The organism is Jeotgalibacillus malaysiensis, from assembly GCF_044789845.1.
Taxonomy (GTDB): domain Bacteria; phylum Bacillota; class Bacilli; order Bacillales; family Jeotgalibacillaceae; genus Jeotgalibacillus; species Jeotgalibacillus malaysiensis_A.
In genome coordinates this window covers 2,033,928-2,052,906 of record NZ_CP085252.1, presented here as the reverse complement: position 1 = coordinate 2,052,906, position 18,979 = coordinate 2,033,928, and the positions used below count along the sequence as shown (strand labels likewise).

The 18,979-nt window shown below is 36.9% G+C and carries 25 protein-coding genes and 1 riboswitch; of the genes, 22 read left to right on the top strand and 3 right to left on the bottom strand.

Annotated elements, in window-relative coordinates:
* The first annotated feature begins 45 nt into the window (after positions 1-45).
* The 12 genes from LG330_RS11080 to LG330_RS11025 all read left to right on the top strand — a co-directional run bounded on the left by LG330_RS11080 (position 46) and on the right by LG330_RS11025 (position 7,919).
* Positions 46-228, top strand: a complete 183-nt coding sequence (locus LG330_RS11080; protein ID WP_404403811.1) for a hypothetical protein — start codon at positions 46-48, stop codon at positions 226-228.
* A complete protein-coding gene (locus LG330_RS11075; RefSeq protein WP_404403809.1) occupies positions 225-581 on the top strand; it encodes a hypothetical protein in 357 nt (118 codons plus the stop codon). The genes LG330_RS11080 and LG330_RS11075 overlap by 4 nt, the downstream gene beginning before the upstream one ends.
* Positions 578-871 (top strand): hypothetical protein, encoded by a 294-nt coding sequence (locus tag LG330_RS11070; protein WP_404403807.1) that lies wholly within the window; start codon positions 578-580, stop codon positions 869-871. The genes LG330_RS11075 and LG330_RS11070 overlap by 4 nt, the downstream gene beginning before the upstream one ends.
* Complete coding sequence (locus LG330_RS11065; RefSeq protein ID WP_404403805.1) at positions 868-1,248, top strand: hypothetical protein; 381 nt, start codon at positions 868-870, stop codon at positions 1,246-1,248. The genes LG330_RS11070 and LG330_RS11065 overlap by 4 nt, the downstream gene beginning before the upstream one ends.
* Positions 1,249-1,251: 3 nt before the next feature.
* Positions 1,252-1,758, top strand: a complete 507-nt coding sequence (locus tag LG330_RS11060) for a hypothetical protein (RefSeq protein ID WP_404403803.1) — start codon at positions 1,252-1,254, stop codon at positions 1,756-1,758.
* Positions 1,751-2,125 carry a minor capsid protein gene (locus LG330_RS11055; RefSeq protein ID WP_404403801.1) on the top strand — a complete coding sequence of 125 codons (375 nt, stop codon included), beginning with the start codon at positions 1,751-1,753 and terminating at the stop codon, positions 2,123-2,125. The genes LG330_RS11060 and LG330_RS11055 overlap by 8 nt, the downstream gene beginning before the upstream one ends.
* Before the next feature lie 23 nt (positions 2,126-2,148).
* Positions 2,149-2,670 (top strand): hypothetical protein, encoded by a 522-nt coding sequence (locus tag LG330_RS11050; protein WP_404403799.1) that lies wholly within the window; start codon positions 2,149-2,151, stop codon positions 2,668-2,670.
* Between the two features lie 75 nt (positions 2,671-2,745).
* A complete protein-coding gene (locus tag LG330_RS11045; protein WP_404403797.1) occupies positions 2,746-3,108 on the top strand; it encodes a hypothetical protein in 363 nt (120 codons plus the stop codon).
* Between the two features lie 65 nt (positions 3,109-3,173).
* Positions 3,174-3,488, top strand: coding sequence for a hypothetical protein (locus LG330_RS11040; RefSeq protein WP_404403795.1), 315 nt, complete (start codon positions 3,174-3,176; stop codon positions 3,486-3,488).
* A 70-nt stretch (positions 3,489-3,558) separates the two neighbouring features.
* Positions 3,559-6,534 carry a phage tail tape measure protein gene (locus LG330_RS11035; RefSeq protein ID WP_404403793.1) on the top strand — a complete coding sequence of 992 codons (2,976 nt, stop codon included), beginning with the start codon at positions 3,559-3,561 and terminating at the stop codon, positions 6,532-6,534.
* 146 nt (positions 6,535-6,680) lie between these two features.
* The gene (locus tag LG330_RS11030; protein ID WP_404403791.1) at positions 6,681-7,295 is read left to right on the top strand and encodes a hypothetical protein; all 615 of its coding nucleotides are present in this window, start codon (positions 6,681-6,683) and stop codon (positions 7,293-7,295) included.
* 24 nt (positions 7,296-7,319) lie between these two features.
* On the top strand, positions 7,320-7,919 hold the full coding sequence (locus LG330_RS11025) for a hypothetical protein (RefSeq protein ID WP_404403789.1): 600 nt from the start codon (positions 7,320-7,322) through the stop codon (positions 7,917-7,919).
* Positions 7,920-7,962: 43 nt separating this feature from the next.
* On the opposite strand, the gene LG330_RS11020 is transcribed toward LG330_RS11025, so the two are convergent.
* Positions 7,963-8,229 carry a hypothetical protein gene (locus tag LG330_RS11020; RefSeq protein ID WP_404403787.1) on the bottom strand — a complete coding sequence of 89 codons (267 nt, stop codon included), beginning with the start codon at positions 8,227-8,229 and terminating at the stop codon, positions 7,963-7,965.
* Between the two features lie 320 nt (positions 8,230-8,549).
* Between LG330_RS11020 and LG330_RS11015 the strand changes: the two genes are divergently transcribed.
* The 7 genes from LG330_RS11015 (at position 8,550) to LG330_RS10985 (ending at position 12,380) form a co-directional block, all read left to right on the top strand.
* Positions 8,550-10,340 carry a recombinase family protein gene (locus LG330_RS11015; protein ID WP_404403785.1) on the top strand — a complete coding sequence of 597 codons (1,791 nt, stop codon included), beginning with the start codon at positions 8,550-8,552 and terminating at the stop codon, positions 10,338-10,340.
* 80 nt (positions 10,341-10,420) lie between these two features.
* On the top strand, positions 10,421-10,561 hold the full coding sequence (locus tag LG330_RS11010; RefSeq protein ID WP_404403783.1) for a hypothetical protein: 141 nt from the start codon (positions 10,421-10,423) through the stop codon (positions 10,559-10,561).
* Positions 10,551-10,994 (top strand): competence type IV pilus minor pilin ComGD, encoded by a 444-nt coding sequence (comGD, locus tag LG330_RS11005; protein WP_404403781.1) that lies wholly within the window; start codon positions 10,551-10,553, stop codon positions 10,992-10,994. Before LG330_RS11010 ends, comGD begins: the two co-directional genes overlap by 11 nt.
* 10 nt (positions 10,995-11,004) lie before the next feature.
* Positions 11,005-11,274, top strand: a complete 270-nt coding sequence (locus LG330_RS11000; protein WP_404403779.1) for a hypothetical protein — start codon at positions 11,005-11,007, stop codon at positions 11,272-11,274.
* Positions 11,207-11,683 carry a competence type IV pilus minor pilin ComGF gene (comGF, locus tag LG330_RS10995; protein ID WP_404403777.1) on the top strand — a complete coding sequence of 159 codons (477 nt, stop codon included), beginning with the start codon at positions 11,207-11,209 and terminating at the stop codon, positions 11,681-11,683. The genes LG330_RS11000 and comGF overlap by 68 nt, the downstream gene beginning before the upstream one ends.
* Complete coding sequence (locus tag LG330_RS10990; protein ID WP_404403774.1) at positions 11,676-11,840, top strand: hypothetical protein; 165 nt, start codon at positions 11,676-11,678, stop codon at positions 11,838-11,840. The genes comGF and LG330_RS10990 overlap by 8 nt, the downstream gene beginning before the upstream one ends.
* Positions 11,841-11,894: 54 nt before the next feature.
* Entirely contained in the window at positions 11,895-12,380 is a 486-nt protein-coding gene (locus LG330_RS10985) for a shikimate kinase (RefSeq protein WP_404403772.1), read from the top strand.
* On the opposite strand, the gene LG330_RS10980 is transcribed toward LG330_RS10985, so the two are convergent.
* Both LG330_RS10980 and LG330_RS10975 read right to left on the bottom strand, forming a co-directional pair.
* A complete protein-coding gene (locus tag LG330_RS10980; protein ID WP_404403770.1) occupies positions 12,372-13,031 on the bottom strand; it encodes a YqhG family protein in 660 nt (219 codons plus the stop codon). The two genes, LG330_RS10985 and LG330_RS10980, sit on opposite strands and share 9 nt — an antisense overlap.
* Entirely contained in the window at positions 13,003-14,637 is a 1,635-nt protein-coding gene (locus LG330_RS10975) for a DEAD/DEAH box helicase (RefSeq protein ID WP_404403768.1), read from the bottom strand. The genes LG330_RS10980 and LG330_RS10975 overlap by 29 nt, the downstream gene beginning before the upstream one ends.
* Positions 14,638-14,775: 138 nt before the next feature.
* Positions 14,776-14,866, top strand: a riboswitch (glycine riboswitch).
* Positions 14,867-15,025: 159 nt separating this feature from the next.
* Here LG330_RS10975 and gcvT point away from each other — a divergent pair.
* Genes gcvT through gcvPB form a run of 3 tightly spaced genes read left to right on the top strand, consistent with a single transcriptional unit; the run spans position 15,026 to position 18,955 of the window.
* A complete protein-coding gene (gene gcvT, locus LG330_RS10970) occupies positions 15,026-16,123 on the top strand; it encodes a glycine cleavage system aminomethyltransferase GcvT (protein ID WP_404403766.1) in 1,098 nt (365 codons plus the stop codon).
* A gap of 20 nt (positions 16,124-16,143) precedes the next feature.
* Positions 16,144-17,487: an aminomethyl-transferring glycine dehydrogenase subunit GcvPA gene (gcvPA, locus tag LG330_RS10965; protein ID WP_404403764.1), complete on the top strand. Its 1,344-nt coding sequence runs from the start codon at positions 16,144-16,146 to the stop codon at positions 17,485-17,487.
* Complete coding sequence (gene gcvPB / locus LG330_RS10960) at positions 17,480-18,955, top strand: aminomethyl-transferring glycine dehydrogenase subunit GcvPB (protein WP_404403762.1); 1,476 nt, start codon at positions 17,480-17,482, stop codon at positions 18,953-18,955. The genes gcvPA and gcvPB overlap by 8 nt, the downstream gene beginning before the upstream one ends.
* Positions 18,956-18,979 lie beyond the last annotated feature (24 nt).

Here is an 18,979-nt window from a genome sequence, read left to right as displayed (position 1 = left end):
TAACAATGGGGGAGCAATCCCCCTATTTTTTATGGAGGTGAGATGATGAGTAAGATCAAAGTTAAAAATAATGCCGGAAAAGTTGTCGAGGTTACTAAAGTAGCTTATGAAACTTTATATAAAAATCGTGAGGGTTTTGAATTGTATAAACCTGAAGCCAAAAAAGTTGCAAACACTTCTGCGAAAAAACCTACAACTGCTGCTAAAAAGAAGGTGGCTAAAGGGTGATTACAATTGAAAGTGCAACTGAGTATTTATCAGCACATCCAAACGAAAAGTTTTGGATTGAATCTGATCCAGTTAAACAAGATTCGATTTTGAAACTAGCTAAAGCTTATATTGATAGCTCATTCGATCTTAGACCTGGCACTGAAGAAACTGAAGCATATTTTCACGCTGTATGCGAACAGGCTATTCATTTACTTTCATTTGATAAAGAGCGATTCAATCTAATTAATCAGGGTGTAAGAAATTATAAGTATGAAGATATTCAGGTTGATGTAAGAGGAAACTTAATTTCACCTATTGTTTTTGGGTTTCTAAAGAAGCACAAATTCAAACAAAAAGGTGAAGTTGTATGATTACTTTTCATCAGACTTGTAAAATTTTTTCAATGGTAAAAGACGCATACGGAAAACCGGTGAAAACTAATGAGCATGTTACTTCATGTAGAGTGAAAGAATCTTTCAAGTTAGTGAAAAATAAAGCTGGGGAAGAAGTAGTGTCACAAATAGAAGTGACTTTACCTTCAACTGCTGAAGTGAAATTGAATGATTGGATTGAATATGCTGAAAAGGATTATCCAATCATTTCACTTAGAATCACAAGAAATACTTTAGGTGAAATAGTTAAGAAGGTGATTAATTTATGATGACACCTGAACAATTTGCAAAAGAGTTAGAAGCATACGCTAAAGAAAAAATTCTTGATATTGAAAGTGGAGTTAATCAAGTTGCTGAAGATGTTCACTCAACTTCTCAAAAGTTAGCACCATTAGATGAAGGTGGACTAATGGAAAGCGGATCAGTTGAGCCTGCTGTTACATCAGGTTCAAAGATTGAAGCTAAAGTGGGTTATAACAAAGAATACGCTCTGAGGATGCATGAGGATATTTACAATTTAGGTGAAACTTCAAGGAAGAAACCTAATGTAGATGGAATGACAGTTGGGCGAAAGTATTTATCACAGCCATTAGAAATTAAATCAGATCAATATATGAATTTTATCTTTGATAGGCTGAAGGATTAAGTTATGGAAGATATGTATATTCCATTTGGTTTATGTGATATAACTTTTGGTCAGCAGCAATTAAAAGCAATTGGTAGTGAAGGAATCTTTTCTTCAGTCTCAAAATTTGAAGAATTAAGAGGTGGACAAGGTAATGAGATAGTAAATTTCATTGAATCAAATAATGAAGTTAAATTTACTATCTCACTTACTGATGCTTCAAAGGAGTCATTGAAACTATATATGTCTAATTTGACTGATTATAAAGGCGGTTTGTTAGACACTGGATTCAATGGTTTAAATTCAGCACCTTTGATTATTCATCCGAGGGATGCAGGAGAGAGCAAAGAATATGATATCTGTATTTTTAATGCATATATCAGTCCGAAAACTCCATTTGAAAGAATCTATGATAAGTCCACTGTACCTTTCAATATTGAATTTGTTGCAAGAAAAACTAATATTGAAAACTTTAAATCAAAGTTTTTTATTGGAGATTGGTCAGAGTTAGGAGTGATGAATTTTGCTTGAAGCTATCACACAACTTATTGAAGATCAGTTAACTGATTATATAATCGCTGAGAACTTATATATAAATCACTACCCTGATGATCCTGACAATGTTGTTACGGTTATCGGTGGGAGAAGCTCTAATACTAATAGGTATCTAAAGCAGCGTGAACGAGTGATTGAGTTTAAAGTGAGAAATAAAAATTATAGGGAAGGTTATGAGATTTGTAATTCTATTATTGATTTGTTCGATGAAAAAGAACATTACATTTTAGGCGATACATACATCATTAACTCTTACATTTTATATGACACAACCTATCTATATGCTGACTCGAAAAGTAGAGACGAATTTACTTTTGAGTTGGCTTTTTTAATTCAAAAATAAAATAAAGAAGGAGCAACAAAATTATGAGTGAAGCAATTAAAATTCCTTTTGGAATGGCACAAATTACAGTCAATGGAGAAGATGTAGGGTTACAGGGTGATGCTGCTGTATTCTCAGCCACACCTACTTACATTGATGTAGAAGTATACGAGATGGGTGTATATGATAAAGCTCTTGAGAAATGGGAGGTTATGCTAACTGTTCGATTTGCTCAAGAGGATTACAGCAAATTTAAAATGGCTATGCCACACCTTGAGGAACTAACAGATGTAGAAGGAAATGTTACTGGTCTTACTGATGGAAAGTTAATGCAACGCGCAAGAGACAAAGCGGTTGAAGTAGTTGTTCACCCTATTGAAGCTGGAGACAGTAAAGAGTTTGATGTAACTGTATTCAAGGCATTTCCAGTAGGAACATTTGAACGTACATATGGTAAAGAGGCTTCAGTTTATGAGGTTGAATTTATGGCATTACCTAGAACAGGTAATATCAATCAACACGGTAACTACTTCCGTATTGGTGAAGAAGTAGCACCAGTTATTTAATATCTAAAACAATTTATATTTCTAAGAGGTGTGATTCTTCACATCTCTTTTATTAAAAAATAGGAGAGTGTCAATTTGAAAAATACAAAAACAATCACATTTAACGGTAAGAAAGAAACGGTTACAAAGATTCCACTTAAGCGATTCGGAGAACTAGCAATGGCATTAGATGGTATTCAAGAAGTATTCATTGTAGATGGGCAACCACTTGACATTAATAATGAAACAATTCTTGAAAAAGCACCATATCTATTAACTCAATTAACAGATACAACTATCAAATTTTTATCTGCTGCTACTGGTTTTGATAAAGAGGTGCTAGAAGAAGCCGGGCTTGATGATGCTCTTTCACTAATTGAAGCAGTTTTAGAAATTAACAATATTGATCTAATCATTGATAAAGTAAAAAACTTGCGCAAGGCTCTCGTAAGGAAGTAGGGCGAGGGTCTGTAAAAACTGAAACTTCTAATACAAAAAATGTTAAGAGATCAGGTTCTACTTCTATGTTATTTCAGAAAGCATTAATGGCAATCGTTCATACATACGCAAAAGAATATAAATGGACTAAGGATTACATTTTAGAGAACGTTTATATTGATGAGCATTTCTTGTTAAGTGAAATTATTGAAAGTAGTAGAAAATCTGATTTGCTGATGCAATATAACCTGCAAATGATGCCACAGGCTTCTAAAGAAGATAGGCAAAATTTTGTAGATATGCTCACAGATAACGCTAGGGGCAACAGTGTAGAAATAAAAGATAATCAGAAAACTGATTTTCAAGCAATTAGAGAAGCCAAAATGAAAATGGCTAGATAAGAAGACATCTTTCATTCGCTGAGAGGTGTCTTTTTTTTTGCCTTCAAATAAGAAAGTTGGTGGTTAATAAATGGCAAAAGAATATTCAATAGTAGCAAATATAGTTGCTAAGACTGAGCAGTTTACTAAAGGTTTAAATGCTGCAAAAGATCAAGCTAACTCATTTGCTAAAGGTTTTTCAGATAAAACTAAAGCTATTGGTGACGGTATGAACAAGGTGGGCAAGAATATGTCCACCTACGTTACAGCACCGTTAGCGGGATTAGGAGCAGCTGCGGTTGCTACTTTTACTAGTTTTGATGATTCGATGCGAAAAGTTGAAGCAACAATGGGAACAAAACTTGGTAAGACTACTCAAGAGGTAGAGAAGAATACTAAATCTCTTAGAGATGAAGCTAAGAGGTTAGGTTCCACAACTGCATTTAGTGCAAGTCAAGCGGCACAAGGAATGGAAAAGTTAGCCCTTGCAGGTTGGGATACTAACCAGATTTTAAATGCTACTGGTCCAATGCTTAATTTAGCTTCTGCAGGTGCAATGGATTTAGATACAGCTGCAGATATTGTAACTGATACAATGAGTGCTTTTGGTATGTCAGCAGATCATGCAGGTAAGGCTACAGATATTTTCGCTAAAGTAAGTAGTTCATCTAATACTGATGTTACTCAGTTAGGTGAAGCGATGAAATATGCTGGTTCAAGTGCTAATGCTGCCGGAATGGATTTAGAACAAACTGCTGCAATCTTAGGTAAATTAGCAGATGCAGGTATCAAAGGTTCAAGTGGTGGTACTGTTCTAAATGCAATGCTGAGAGATGTCAAAAAGAATGCAGAAGAAGGAGCAATAGCAATTGGTAAAACTTCTGTAGCAGTCTATGATTCCAATGGAAACATGCGTGATATGACTTCTATTCTTAGTGATATTGAATCCTCTACAGCAGGTATGACAGGTGCACAAAAAGATGCTGCTCTAAGTGCCATATTCCAAGATGAAGCCATGAGAGGGGTAAACATTGCTTTAGAGGCAGGAACTGATTCAATTGTTGAATTGGAAGAGGCTTTGAGAAATAGTGATGGTACTGCACAGCAAATGGCAGAGCATATGGAAGGTGGTATAGGCGGAGCTTTCAGATCACTTAAATCATCTGCTGAAGGTTTAGCAATTTCAATAGGTGAAACACTAGCGCCATATATTCAAAAAGCTGCAGAATTCTTTTCTGATTTAAATTTGAAGTTAACTAATATGGATTCAGGTATGAAAAATGCAATTATCATTGTCGGTTTAATTGCTGCTGGTATTGGTCCTTTATTGATGGTATTAGGAACAATGATTTCATCTGTTGGTGCAGTAGCTGGAGCATTTGCAGCAATATCAGCACCAGTAGCATTAGCTATTGCTGCATTAGTGGGAATAGTAGCTTACTTTGCAACAGTTGGTATAAAATCAGATGAATTAAAAACAAAGATCAGTTCTGCATTTGAATTTATTAAAGGTGCTATTGCATTACTTAGAGGGGATGATACTGAAGCCTCTGATATATTTGCAAAACTTGGATTGTCCCCTGCACAAATTGAAGATATTATAGGCTCAGTTAATCGAGTGAAAGAGGCTTTCACTGTTTTTAAAGGTGTAATTGAAGCATTATTCATGGCTATTGCAGGTGATGGAGAAGGTGCAAATAATTTACTACATAAGTTAGGTTTTTCTCCTGAACAAATAGCAATGTTTATGACAGCTGTTGAAAATGTCAAAGGTTTCATTACTACACTCCAACAAGTAGCATTGGCTGCCTTTAATGGGATCAGAACAGCCGTCACCGAAGTTTTTGCTTTTATACTCCCTTATGTGCAACCAATTTTAGAAGCCATAGTTACTTTCATTTCTGAGAAACTAGGAATGATTACAACTTTCTGGAATGAAAACGGAACACAGATCAAAACAGCTGTAGATAATCTTTTTAACGGTATTATGGCAGTGATTCAATTTATCATGCCAGCTGCCGAATTATTAATAAAAACGGTGTGGACGAATATAAAGGGTGCAATAGACGGTGCTCTAAATTTAATAATGGGATTAATAAAAACCTTTTCCAGTTTATTTACAGGTGATTGGAAAGGTTTATGGGAAGGTATTAAACAAACTTTAAGTGGTGCAGTAGAATTAGTATGGAATGTGCTGAATTTACTTTTCTATGGAAAGATTATAAAACTCGTAAAAAGTTTAGCTACAGGTGCTCTAAATCTTATAAAGACAATGGGAACAAACATTGTTTCATCATTTAAGAGTTTAGCGAGTAATGCAGGAAGCGCTGTTTCTTCTTTAGTTAGCAATGTAGTTAAGTTTTTCACTAACCTTTTCAACAAAGCCAAATCAATTTATTCAAATATTAGAAGCACAGGAGAAACGGCATTTAATTCTTTGAAAAATACAGTCTCCAGCGTGGCAAGTGGTATTTATAATAGCGTGAAGAATCACTTTACCAATATGTATAATACTGCGAAAGGTAAGATGGACAGTATTTTAACTAAAGGGCGAACTATTTTTGATTCTCTAAAATCTGCTATAACTACACCAATAGAAACAGCCAAGAGCACATTCATGAATACAGTAGACGCTATTAAAAATGCCTTTAACTTTACATGGAAGTTGCCAAAGTTAAAACTTCCATCTGTTAGCGTATCTATGAATAAGAATTCATGGGGTATTCCTATCCCTAAGTTTAATATTAGTTGGTTTAAAAAGGGTGGTATTTTCGATCAGGCTTCATTAGTTGGGCTTGCAGAAGCGGGTAAAGAGGCGATTCTTCCAATTGAAGATAAAAACGCAATGCGACCATTCTCAGCACAAGTAGCACAACAGTTATCAGAGTTACTTCCATATGGTCAAAGGAATCCAGCGAGTGATGAAACTGGAGAAGCTCTGGTAATGAATAATACATTTAACTTTACTGTAAGTGGCAATGGGAAAATGACAAATAAAGAAGCGAAAGAAATTTCTAATTTTGTATCAAAAAATATTATAAATTCAATCAAGAAAAGAGGGAAGTAAGAATAATACTAGTAATGGCTGGATTCAGTATAATGCTGTGTCTAGCCATTTTCTATTTTAATTATTATATTTTTACATTTTTATGTTTCTTTAAGATTATATTGTGTTACTATTTACCTAATATAAACAATTTTAGGAGGGGTAATGTGAGGAAGCTGAATAAGCTAGAAATAGGTTTATTAAGTGGATTAGCTTTTGCGATAGTTGTAATTTTGATGTTAGTGCTACCTAAAGATGATATAGCTATTAAAGATGACATTATTGAAACTGAAACTGTTGTTGCGGAAGAATCTGAAGATAATTCTTCGGATAATCAGATCAGTATAGAAGAACGTATTAAAGAAATTAATGATAATATTTCAGCGAATAAACTTCTGGGGGAATCACTAGGCTTAGCGGTTCTCTTATATGATGAAGAAACTGACAGTGGAAATAAAGAAAAGTTACATACTTTAATTAATTTGGCTGTTACTCAGATCAGCAGAAGTGAAGATTATTTCTTGATGGAAGAAGCAATGCAGTATAAAGACTATATTGATGAAAGTAAGCTTAAAATTCTTAAAGCTAGATTTAAAGAGCAAGAGATTGCGGAATCTTCTACTATTAGAATAGGAATGACATCAGAAGAAGTTAAAAAACGTTGGGGAGAGCCTAATGATATTAATAAAACAATTACTTCATCTGGAACTGATGAACAATGGGTATATTATTCAAAATATCTTTACTTTGAAAATGATATTCTGACAGCAATTCAAGATTAATAATATTTGAAAGGTGGTCTATTAATGGGTATATTCGATTTGTTCAAGAAAAAGAAAAAAGATGAAGCTATAACAACTGTTAGCACTAAGCCTGAGATACCGACTAATGAAAATGTTCATGCGATAAAACTTGAAGAAAAGGTTCAAGAAACTCCAAAAGAAGCTGTAAAGAATTATGAAGTATATGAATTTAGGGTTGCAGGTGCTTTTAATAATCAGCCAGCAATTAAAAAGGCTATCAAACTTGATAAAGAAGAACATTATGGATTTGATGAACAGTATCAAGGAATGAAGAATAAAGATATTATTGAAGATACTTATGACGAAAGAATTTATCAGTATGATGAAGAAAGTTTTCATGAAGTGGAATTGAAGCCTGAGCCAGATAATGAGTTTGATAATGAAGCAATAGCAGTACATGTTAATGGATATAAAGTTGGCTATGTTCTAAAAAAGAATTTCATCACAAAAAAGAGGATTATATTAGAAGCTCTTAATGAAAACAAAAAGTTAGAAGTAGACGCTACTTTATACGGTGGGAAATTTAAGGTTAATAGTGGAGATGAAATAGAGACTGATACTACTGAATATGGAATTAATGTTGAGGTTATAATTTACTCATAATATTATAAAATCCCCTTTACCAGACAAGGTAGAGGGGATTTTTTCATTCAAATATTAATTCAGCATATTGATTCAATGGACTTTCAGCAAACCTTTCTTTTAATTCCTCTTCATCTCCCCAACCTTTATACATGAATTCGTTCATCCACTTTTCGATTAAATCATTTTCAAAATAATCTTTGCTATCCAACGAGAAAGTAACTGTCTCATCTTCCAGTCCATAGAAACTTTTCTTCACATCCATCATTACTTTTTGATCTTCAAATCCTTCACCAATAAAAGCATTCATGAATTTTCTTTCTACGCTCATTAAACCTAACCCCTTTGTGTGTAATAAATTAACATTAAACTTAAACTTTAACCATTTCAATCAATATTTTTAGCTATAAATAAAGCTGCATACGTCTGATACTTCTTATTTTTAATTTGTGAGTGTTTTATGAGGTTTGTGATAAATGATATTCAAAAATATATAGAACGCTGAGAAATTGAAAATATGAAGCCGAATTGAGAAATAGTAGTGATAAAACTTCCTGTAGCTATATTAACTGTAAAATGTTGTTTTTGTGTGTCAATTCAATATGTGAATGCGTTATAATTGTTATATGTCAGAAATGAGAGGGTGAGTAGATGAAAGAAATAAAAAATATTACTGATGATGGAATCAGGCTTCCAGATAAAATATTGGTGGCTGCTTATACTCGGGTATCAACTGATTCAGAAGATCAGCTAAAATCGTATGAGTCTCAGAAGAAGCATTATGAATCGTTTTGTGACGATAAAGAAAATTTGATCTTGTATAATGTCTATGCAGATGAGGGTATTTCTGGAACTTCATCACAGCGTGCTTCGTTCCTATCTATGATTTATGACGCAGGGATTGATTATATCCATAAGGGTCATAAACAATATGATTTCACTGCCTCAAAAGCAAGAGAGTCACAATTTTCCATAATTTTGGTAAAAGACACTAGCAGATTTAGTAGAAATTCTGGCGATGCGATGAAACTAATTGCTGAATTGAGATATAAAAAAGTCTTTGTATTCTTTGAAAATGCAAACATTTCTACAATGGATTCAGATTGGGAGTTTCGTTTAGGTTTGCTTTTTCAATTAGCTGAAGAAGAATCAAGAAATCAATCAAAACGAGTTAAGTGGGGTAAAAAGAGAAATATTAAAACATATAACCCGTCAAGGCTTCCATATGGTTATACTCGGAACGAAAATAGAGAAATTGTTATTGTCCCTGAAGAGGCTAGAATTGTAAGAGAGATTTTCAAGCGTATAAAAACTGATGGTACTCATAAAATCACAATTGATTTGAATTTAAGCTTTATTCCTACAAAGACAGGTAAAAAGTGGTCAAGAGATAAAGTCACTCGGATAGTTCAAAACACTATTTATTACGGGACAGCAACCAAAAACAAGCAGACTAAATATTCAATTACAGATAGTAGAAGAACAAAACTAGATGAGTCTGAATGGGTATACATTGAAAATGCGGTTGAACCAATTGTTTCAAAAGAGGAATGGATTGAAGCAAATGAGAAGATGAATGCAAGGGTTCAGACTACTAAACAGGGTGATACAAAAGGATATAAAGCGCCTAAGAATGACAGGTATACTAAGAAAATTGTCTGTGGTAAGTGTAATTCTAATTTTGTTAGACATTCCAATAATAAAATGATATCTGGAGAAAAGACAAGAGTTTATATGTACATGTGCTGGACTCGCAATAAGCAGGGTAGAACAGTGTGTGACCAGAAGGGCATATCTGAAAGTGTTCTCGATAATATGATGTCACGCTCTGAAACATTGCCTATATTAGATAATATTAAAGCTCACGCTGTTAAGAGTATGTTACTTAAACACTTGGATTATGCTGAGAGTGCTTTGAATGAAATAAAAAATGGACTTAATAAAGAGATAGATCAACTTGAACAGGAAATAGAGAATATTGAGAATAAAATCATGCTTCTTGATGAAAACGTGGTAATAAATAGATTTCAAGCAAGAATTAAAAAGAATGATGATTTAATCAATGAAAAGCATCAGATAATTGCACGATTAAATGTACAGCAAATTGAATATCTAAAAGAAATAGTTACTGCAAAATATGAAGAGATTAAACAGTATTCAAAAGATGTTCAATCAGGCAAATTAAAGAAAATAGAGGTATTAGACAGAATTGTTGTCACAGGTGAGGAACATGTGGAGTTTTTCTACAAGCTTCCTAATTATAATGACGAAGTAAAAAAGATTAATGCTGTTTTATCCGATACTGAATTTACTTTAGATGAATCAGTTGGAGAAGTAAAAGAGAGTAGAGCCGTTTATTATCGCTACCAGTACAAGCAAGACCTCTACATTGATGAGCATAGAGCAGAGTTTGAGGAAGACTGGAACAACCATTTACAATAAATTAATAAATAGGTCTATTATACTGTTGCGTTGGACAGTCTTCTTAGCAGATGGTCCAGGCGCGGGTGGAATCATACAGAATGTCTGAAAAATCCCTGCCGGCATCAATCGAAGATCTTCAGGTTGCGGGATATTTAAATCAGGAAGAAACAACCTGTCCTGATGGAAGAGAGTTGGCAATCGGTTCAGAAGGCAACGTAACCATAATTAATGAGCCTTAAGAACCAGAAAGGTTTTACGATGATTGAATTAGTCATTGTAATGCTGTTATTAAGTACATTGATCCTCATTTCAACTTCAATTTATTCCTCAGTAAAAAGGGTTTCCACATCATTTGAAACTCAAATTACAAACGACCTTCATTACGCTCAGCTGTATGCAATTAAAGAAAAACAATATTTGAATGTAAGGTTCGATGTGTCTCAGCAGTCTTACAAAGTCATTGTCGGATATCCTCCTAACGAAACCTTACTGATTGAAGTAAAGCTGCCAGGTCACATTGAACTTCTGGAGACAAGTACGCTGAAACAATTCAGATATAATCCTACCGGAAATACCACAACATTTGGTGTTGTCCGGTTCAGGGTGGATGACTCACCGGTTAACATTCATTTTCATTTAGCTAAAGGACGATTTTATGTGGATAAACCATAAGGGATTTACAATGATTGAAAGTATATTGTCGTTAAGTATCTGCATGTCATTTTGTCTGTTTATCATCCCGGTTGTTGTATTGCTGAATGTGAAAGCCGATGAAGCAGAGGAACGCTATAGAATGTATGAAGTAGCTTATGAACAGGTAAAGCTGATTCACTCCAATCATCATGTTCAGACTCACTCATATAAGGATGGGAGAGAATACACGATTGAAATTAATACATCAGCGCTTTGCATTCGAAATCATGAAGAAAAAGAAGTTTGCATTAATCAGTAATTGTGATGGATTTACCATGCTTGAAGTAATGATCAGTGTAGCGATATTAACTTTGATTGCACCACTTTTTGCCATGTTGATATTCAGCTATAGTCATCTGATCAGTATGCAGAACCATTCAAAGGAGTGGGATTTGTTTTCCATCCAGTTTCAAAATGAGATCAGTGGCATGGTCGTGGCTTCAAACACGGCACAGTCTATTACGCTTCATAAAGGCAATGACAAAGTAGTTTTTTCAAAGTACGGCTCAGTACTCAGAAAAACGGTAAATGGAACCGGACATGAAATTCACTTAACCGGCATAACTGACCTTAACTTCAGTACAGATGGAGAAATCATTACGATGGGAGTTCGTTTCGTAAATGGTGATGATAAAAAAAGTTTGTTCTATAGTGCACCTGATGAATGACAAAGGATCAGTGTTACTGCCGGTTCTGCTGTTTTTTATTCTTTTGCTATCCGCTTCGACTGTAATTGCCGCTATTACTGTTGACCGGGTGCGCCACGCAGAGATGATGAGTGAGTATTACCGGGATGCAGCAGAGGATTTGTGGAATCAGCAATAGGCATCTTCATAGATTTCATGTATGATGGAGCAAAAATAATTAAGGAGATTTTACATGAAAATTTATTTAGTCGGTTTTATGGGTGCCGGTAAATCAACAGTCGGGCGTTTGTTAAGTAAGGAATTAAACCTGTCTTTTGTCGATCTGGATCATGTGATTGAACAGCAGTCTGATAAAAAGATCAGTGACATCTTTAAAGAAGATGGAGAAATAGCTTTCAGGAAAATTGAAGCTGATTCATTAAGAAATTCTGATGCGGAGATTATTGCCACTGGTGGTGGAATACTTTATATGGAGGAAACCGGCCGGTGGATGCGTAATGAAGGGACAATCATTTATCTTCATGCACCCTTTGAAGAGTTGTATGCAAGAATTCAGGGTGATACTTCAAGACCGGTTGCAGCGAGACCCTATGAAGAATTAAAGAATCTTTATGAAAAGAGAGACAGGGAGTACAGGAGCGTATCTCATCATCAGGTTTCAGTATCAGATTGTTCACCTCAGGAGACTGTATCAGAAATGATTTCACTCTTAAGGTGATTGGAGATAAACCAGTCCGGCAGAAATATGATAAGTATGAATATAAGCAGCAGGTTCAACTTTTTTTGTTTTAAGGTTAAATTGATCTTCAATATATTTTTCAAGTTGATGATTTAATCTATTCAATGAAGTTTCATAAGGAATTTTATGCGGCCGGAGTATGCTTCCGTTTGGACGGTCAGCTGTCAGTATATCTTCAAGGGTATTTAAATTGCTCATCACCATACGTCCGGTCATCAGAGACATACGTCCATTAAATCTTATACTTGCTGAACCCGGGGGCACGGCCTCTGCAGTTAGGTCTATTGTCATCCATGGAAATAATTCTCTTAAAGCTTCTGTATTTTCGTAGGCTGTATAGAACCTGTTTTCGATCTGCGCTGAATGAAATATTGATTGGAAAATCGGGTGGTCAGGATATATTTGAATAACATCTTTATGCATCTCAGCACCGGTAGAATCTGTAATGATGATATGAAGTGGATCCCCCGGCTGATGCAGTGCATCTCTGTAATGCCAATAAAACGGCCTGTTCATAAACTTTCTGTCCAGTTGCTCAGTCAGCTGGACAGCCGCTTTACCAGAGGATTCTGTTACAATTGCCCCAAGTGATTTTAAGTATTCAATAACCAGTCTGTATTTTTCTATCATTATTTATGCCCTCATTTGCTAAATAATCTTCAAGTAAATCCAGCTTGTATTTTATTTCATTTTCAGACCGTGAATTCATCAAAGCATCCTCCAGATATTTTTCTGCTTCTGTATTATACGGTGAAAGAATTTGTTCGTGCTTCCCTATAATCGTTTCAAATAAATGAACTTTGTTATTCAATAGCGTCCAGATCCGCTCTTCAATCGTATGCCGGTTTAATAAATAAATGATTTCAACATCATTTTTCTGTCCCAGTCTATGGACTCTTCCAATCCTCTGCTCAAGCTTCATCGGGTTCCAGGGAAGGTCCGCATGTATTACACAGCTGCAAAACTGCAGATTCAGTCCTTCCGATCCTGCTTCAGTAGCGATCATTACATCCGCATGATCCCTGAAAAGATCTGTCATCCATTTCTTTTTCCCTTTTTTGAAACCACCCCGGAACATGACAGAAGACACCCCGTGCTGCTTTAAATACCATTGCAAATAAAGCTGCGTTGCCCGGTATTGTGTAAATATCAGCACTTTATCCTGTCTTTTTTTAATAATATTCAAAATCTCTTTTCCTTTAATCGTTTCCAGCTGATCAGGCGTAACTTGTAAGATGGGCCCGAGAATGTGACATATATCCTTATGCTGATCTCTTCTGAGTGCTTTTAACAATGCGATACTTGAACTGCACCCTTGCTTAAGCAGTGTCAGGTGAGTAAATTGGTGCGTATTTAATCTTCTTAGTTCTCTGAATGCTTTTTCCAAAGCCACGTAAAGTTCTTTTTCATACCCTTGCTGTTCCAGCCATTTTACTTCAATTTTCCGGCTTGTCCATTTAATATCTGTATCTTGCTTTCTTGTTCTAATCATCAATTGACTGATCCGTCCGTGGAAATCATCTGTATTCTCCCTGGCCAGTCTGTTAAATTGTTTTTTATCTTCAAACAGTCCCGGCTTAACTAGCGTTGACAGCGTATAAAGCTCTTCGGATTTGTTCTGGACGGGTGTTGCTGTTAAGAGCAGCAGATATTTTCTTTTTAAAGAAGCGACAAATTGATAATTCATTGTCTTCGGATTAGAAAGTTTGTGTGCCTCATCTACAATTACAAGATCAAATGCAAGGTCAGTAAATACGGTTTTGAAAGGTTCTCTTTTTAAAAGGTCAATCGAAGCGATTGTTACCGGAAAAGTTCGCCACTCTTTTTTTCCTTTATGAATCATCGAAGAGATACCAAGGCTGCTAAGTTCAGTCTGCCACTGTCCGGCTAATGATGAAGGAACAAGAATCAAAACAGAAGAAACAAGATATCTCAATTGAAGTTCTTTTAAGATCATTGCTGCTTCAGCTGTTTTTCCAAGACCCACTTCATCTGCAAGAATCGCATGCCCGTTCATATCAAAGACAACTTTTTTAACTGCATCAATCTGATGGGGGAGTGGTGTAAATGAAATCATAGCTGCTATTGATTTCAATTCTCCTTCTTTTACAGTCTCCCCCTGGTGAAGCTGGCGTACCATATGATTTAAATGGAAGTTTGGAGATTTAGGTGAATATAAATATGACAGAAAATTTTCTTTCCAGTTTTTTTCATCAGAAACAACTGAAATAGACATAATAAATCTCCTTTCATTGCAATTAATGATTGTTGTAACAGAAAGATGATGGTACGATAAAGATGATTTTAAGCGTAATCAGAAAGAAATGAATAAACTATTTATTATTGTGTCCATTTATTAAACAAATATAAGCGAATGAAAGCAGAGGGAGAGACTCTTTTATAGAGAGCGCCGAAGGAGCAAACTGATCCGTGAATCTCTCAGGCAAAAAGACTTCTGCCGGACGCAACTCTGGAGAGTGTTTCTCATTTGATGAAACCACCAAAGAGGAAAGCCGCAAGGTAAAACTTTCAGGTGAAAAGGACAGGGACCCGTTTTTAAAAGGGGTATCCCTGTCCTTTTTTGTATGTATTTGTACTTGGACCAATAAGAGGAGGAAAGCCTGATGAATGACACTTTGAAGAAAACCCCGCTCTTTAACATTTATAAAGAGTTTGGCGGAAAAGTAATTGATTTTGGAGGATGGGCGCTGCCGGTACAGTTTTCAAGTATCAAAGAAGAGCACCATGCCGTAAGAAAGAATGCAGGTTTATTCGATGTTTCCCACATGGGAGAAGTGAAAGTGACGGGATCAGCCAGTCTAGCTTACCTTCAGAAAATGATGACAAACGATATTAGTAAAATTAAAGACGGACAAGCACAGTACACGGCTATGTGTTACGAAAATGGCGGCACGGTTGATGATCTGCTTGTTTATAAAAAAGGCGAAAATGATTATCTGCTCGTGATCAATGCGTCTAATATTGAGAAAGATGTAGAATGGCTCCAGCAGCATAAAATTGACAATGTATCAGTAGAAAACATTTCAGATCACGTTGCTCAGATTGCCCTGCAGGGACCTAAAGCTGAAAAGATTTTTCAAAAGCTGACTGAAGAAGACCTGAGTGCGATTACATTTTTTAAATTTAAAGATAACGTGAATATTAACGGTTCATCGGTGCTGGTTTCAAGAACAGGCTACACAGGTGAAGATGGGTTTGAGCTATACTGCAATCCTGAAGATGCACAAAAGCTTTGGAAAGAGCTGCTTGAAGCGGGAAAAGAAGATGGATTGCTGCCATGCGGACTTGGTGCGCGTGATACGCTCAGATTTGAAGCGAAACTTGCGTTATACGGACAGGAGCTCACTGCAGACATTTCTCCTATTGAAGCTGGTATCGGATTTGCTGTTAAGCCTGATAAAGAGGCGGCTTTTATCGGTCAGGAAGTATTGAAAGAACAAAAAGCAAATGGGGCGCCACGTAAATTAGTGGGGATTGAAATGATTGATAAAGGAATCCCGCGTCATGGATACAAAGTATTCGCAGATGATACAGAAATTGGATTCGTAACAACTGGAACGCAATCTCCGACACTTGGTAAAAACGTAGGCTATATCCTTGTGAAGAAAGAATTTGCTTCACTTGGTCAGGAAGTTTACGTTGAAGTCAGAAAAAAGAAATTAAAAGCCGAAGTTGTAAAATCTCCATTTTATAAAAGGTAAATAAGAAGGGAGCAGCAAATATGAAGCATCGTTACTTACCAATGACTGAACAGGATCAGAAGGAAATGCTGAAGACGATTGGCGTTTCATCCGTGGAAGAACTTTTTGAGGACATTCCTGAAAAAGTACGCTTTAAAGGAGAGTTAAAGATCAAGCCTGCGAAAACTGAATCAGCTTTAATGAAGGAACTGGCACAGCTAGCAGGAAAAAATGCTGACACTCAGAAGAATACGTCTTTCCTTGGAGCGGGTGTATATGATCATTACTCGCCGGTTATTATGGACCACGTCATTTCAAGATCGGAATTTTATACAGCCTATACACCTTACCAGCCAGAAATCTCACAGGGTGAACTTCAGGCTATTTTTGAATTCCAGACCATGATTGCTGAATTGACTGGAATGGATGTAGCCAACTCTTCAATGTATGACGGGGGTACATCTTTTGCGGAGGCGGCAATGCTTTCTGCTGGTCAGACGAAACGTAAAAAGGTATTAGTCTCAGGTGCTGTTCATCCCGAATCAAAAGCGGTACTTGAAACTTATGCAGCCGGACAGCATATTGAAGTCATTACAGTACCTGAAAAAAACGGTGTGACAGATCTTAATCAACTTGAGGCGCTTATGTCAAATGAAATCGCTGCCGTGATGGTGCAATATCCAAACTTCTTTGGTCAGATTGAGAGACTGGATCAAATTGAAGCGCTTGCGCACGGTAGTAAAGCAATGTTTGTTGTATCTTCAAATCCTCTATCACTCGGTGCTCTGACACCGCCGGGCGAATTTGGAGCAGATATTGTCGTGGGTGATGCACAGCCATTTGGTCTCCCGCAATCATTTGGAGGACCTCACTGCGGATATTTTGCCGTCACAAAGAAACTTATGAGAAAAGTACCTGGCCGTCTGGTCGGGGAAACGAATGATGAAGAAGGACAGCGTGGGTATGTGTTAACGCTTCAGGCACGTGAGCAGCACATCAGAAGAGACAAAGCAACATCTAATATCTGTTCAAATCAGGCGCTCAATGCTTTAGCGTCTTCTGTAACCATGACAGCTCTTGGGAAACAGGGTATAAAGGAAATCGCCCACCAGAACCTTCAAAAAGCTGCATACGCAAAAAAACAGCTGCAGGCAGCAGGCTTACCTATAGTAAACGGTGGTTATACATTTAACGAATTTGTTGTTGAACTTAATCAGCCTGTTTCTGAAGTAAATAAGGCCCTGATGAAGAAAAACATCATTGGCGGATATGATCTTGGAAGAGACTTTGACAGCCGTCAGCATCAAATGCTGATTGCCGTAACCGAACAGCGTACGAAAGAAGAGATTGATTTACTCGCAGAGGAGCTGAAGCAATATGCGTAATGAGAACCAGCCGTTAATTTTTGAATTGTCACGTGAGGGGAGAATCGGTTATAGTCTCCCGGAACTCGATGTGCCACAATCAAATGTTGAAGACCTTCTTCCCGAAGGCTTTGTACGTAAGGCATCTCCTGAGCTGCCTGAAGTATCTGAGCTTGATATTATGAGGCATTATACAGCCTTATCTAAGAGAAACCACGGAGTAGATTCAGGTTTTTATCCGCTTGGCAGCTGTACAATGAAATACAATCCGAAAGTGAATGAAGCAGTTGCGCGCTATGCAGGATTTGCTCACATCCACCCGCTTCAGGATGAAAGCACTGTCCAGGGTGCGATGGAAATGATGTATGACCTTCAGGAGCACTTAATTGAAATTACTGGTATGGATGAAGTGACGCTACAGCCGGCAGCAGGCGCACATGGTGAGTGGACGGGGCTGATGATGATCAGGGCCTTCCATGAAGCAAATGGAGACTTTAACCGTACAAAAGTGATCGTGCCTGACTCGGCACATGGAACAAATCCAGCTTCTGCCACTGTTGCGGGCTTTGAAACAGTCACTGTAAAATCAAATGAAAACGGCCTTGTTGATCTTGAGGACCTGAAAAGAGTGGTCGACGATCAGACTGCTGCTCTAATGCTGACGAACCCGAATACGCTCGGACTGTTTGAAGAGGATATTCTGGAGATGGCATCAATTATCCATGATGCAGGCGGAAAGCTTTATTATGACGGTGCAAACCTGAATGCTGTTTTGGCTAAAGCACGTCCTGGTGATATGGGCTTTGATGTCGTTCATTTAAATCTTCATAAAACATTCACTGGTCCTCACGGCGGCGGTGGTCCCGGTTCAGGTCCTGTTGGAGTAAAGAAGGACCTGATTCCTTATCTGCCTAAGCCGGTACTTGTTAAAACGGAGGAAGGCTATACATTTGACTATAACCGTCCGGACTCTATCGGTCGTGTGAAGCCTTATTATGGCAACTTCGGAATCAATGTCCGTGCATACACTTATATCAGAACAATGGGTCCTGATGGCTTAAAGGCAGTAAGTGAGAATGCAGTGATTAATGCAAACTATATGATGAGAAGACTTGCTGAATATTTTGATCTGCCATATGACAGACATTGTAAGCATGAATTCGTTATCAGTGGTAAACGCCAGAAAAAACTTGGCGTCCGTACGCTGGATATTGCAAAGAGACTGCTTGACTTTGGTTTCCATCCGCCAACCATCTATTTCCCGATCAACGTCGAGGAATGTATGATGATTGAGCCAACTGAAACTGAATCAAAAGAAACACTCGATTCATTTATTGAAGCAATGATCCAGATTGCAAAAGAAGCGGAAGAAAATCCTGAAATCGTCCAGGAAGCACCGCATACAACGGTGATCAGCCGCCTCGATGAAACGCAGGCAGCACGTAAGCCCGTTCTAAGATACATGAAAAAAGAAGCTGTAGAAGTATAAAATAAGAAGAGCCTCCTGATTCGT

What these genes read in the sequence shown, in the direction of transcription:
- gcvT (WP_404403766.1), top strand. Translation starts at nt 15,026, where the DNA reads ATGAATGACACTTTGAAGAAAACCCCGCTCTTTAACATTTATAAAGAG.
- LG330_RS10985 (WP_404403772.1), top strand. Translation starts at nt 11,895, where the DNA reads ATGAAAATTTATTTAGTCGGTTTTATGGGTGCCGGTAAATCAACAGTC.
- gcvPA (WP_404403764.1), top strand. Translation starts at nt 16,144, where the DNA reads ATGAAGCATCGTTACTTACCAATGACTGAACAGGATCAGAAGGAAATG.
- gcvPB (WP_404403762.1), top strand. Translation starts at nt 17,480, where the DNA reads ATGCGTAATGAGAACCAGCCGTTAATTTTTGAATTGTCACGTGAGGGG.
- LG330_RS11015 (WP_404403785.1), top strand. Translation starts at nt 8,550, where the DNA reads ATGAAAGAAATAAAAAATATTACTGATGATGGAATCAGGCTTCCAGAT.
- LG330_RS11065 (WP_404403805.1), top strand. Translation starts at nt 868, where the DNA reads ATGATGACACCTGAACAATTTGCAAAAGAGTTAGAAGCATACGCTAAA.
- LG330_RS10990 (WP_404403774.1), top strand. Translation starts at nt 11,676, where the DNA reads ATGAATGACAAAGGATCAGTGTTACTGCCGGTTCTGCTGTTTTTTATT.
- LG330_RS11000 (WP_404403779.1), top strand. Translation starts at nt 11,005, where the DNA reads ATGATTGAAAGTATATTGTCGTTAAGTATCTGCATGTCATTTTGTCTG.
- LG330_RS11020 (WP_404403787.1), bottom strand. Translation starts at nt 8,229, where the DNA reads ATGAGCGTAGAAAGAAAATTCATGAATGCTTTTATTGGTGAAGGATTT.
- LG330_RS11050 (WP_404403799.1), top strand. Translation starts at nt 2,149, where the DNA reads ATGAGTGAAGCAATTAAAATTCCTTTTGGAATGGCACAAATTACAGTC.
- LG330_RS11070 (WP_404403807.1), top strand. Translation starts at nt 578, where the DNA reads ATGATTACTTTTCATCAGACTTGTAAAATTTTTTCAATGGTAAAAGAC.
- LG330_RS11035 (WP_404403793.1), top strand. Translation starts at nt 3,559, where the DNA reads ATGGCAAAAGAATATTCAATAGTAGCAAATATAGTTGCTAAGACTGAG.
- LG330_RS11040 (WP_404403795.1), top strand. Translation starts at nt 3,174, where the DNA reads ATGTTATTTCAGAAAGCATTAATGGCAATCGTTCATACATACGCAAAA.
- LG330_RS11025 (WP_404403789.1), top strand. Translation starts at nt 7,320, where the DNA reads ATGGGTATATTCGATTTGTTCAAGAAAAAGAAAAAAGATGAAGCTATA.
- comGD (WP_404403781.1), top strand. Translation starts at nt 10,551, where the DNA reads ATGAGCCTTAAGAACCAGAAAGGTTTTACGATGATTGAATTAGTCATT.
- LG330_RS11010 (WP_404403783.1), top strand. Translation starts at nt 10,421, where the DNA reads ATGTCTGAAAAATCCCTGCCGGCATCAATCGAAGATCTTCAGGTTGCG.
- LG330_RS11080 (WP_404403811.1), top strand. Translation starts at nt 46, where the DNA reads ATGAGTAAGATCAAAGTTAAAAATAATGCCGGAAAAGTTGTCGAGGTT.
- LG330_RS11060 (WP_404403803.1), top strand. Translation starts at nt 1,252, where the DNA reads ATGGAAGATATGTATATTCCATTTGGTTTATGTGATATAACTTTTGGT.
- LG330_RS10975 (WP_404403768.1), bottom strand. Translation starts at nt 14,637, where the DNA reads ATGTCTATTTCAGTTGTTTCTGATGAAAAAAACTGGAAAGAAAATTTT.
- LG330_RS10980 (WP_404403770.1), bottom strand. Translation starts at nt 13,031, where the DNA reads ATGATAGAAAAATACAGACTGGTTATTGAATACTTAAAATCACTTGGG.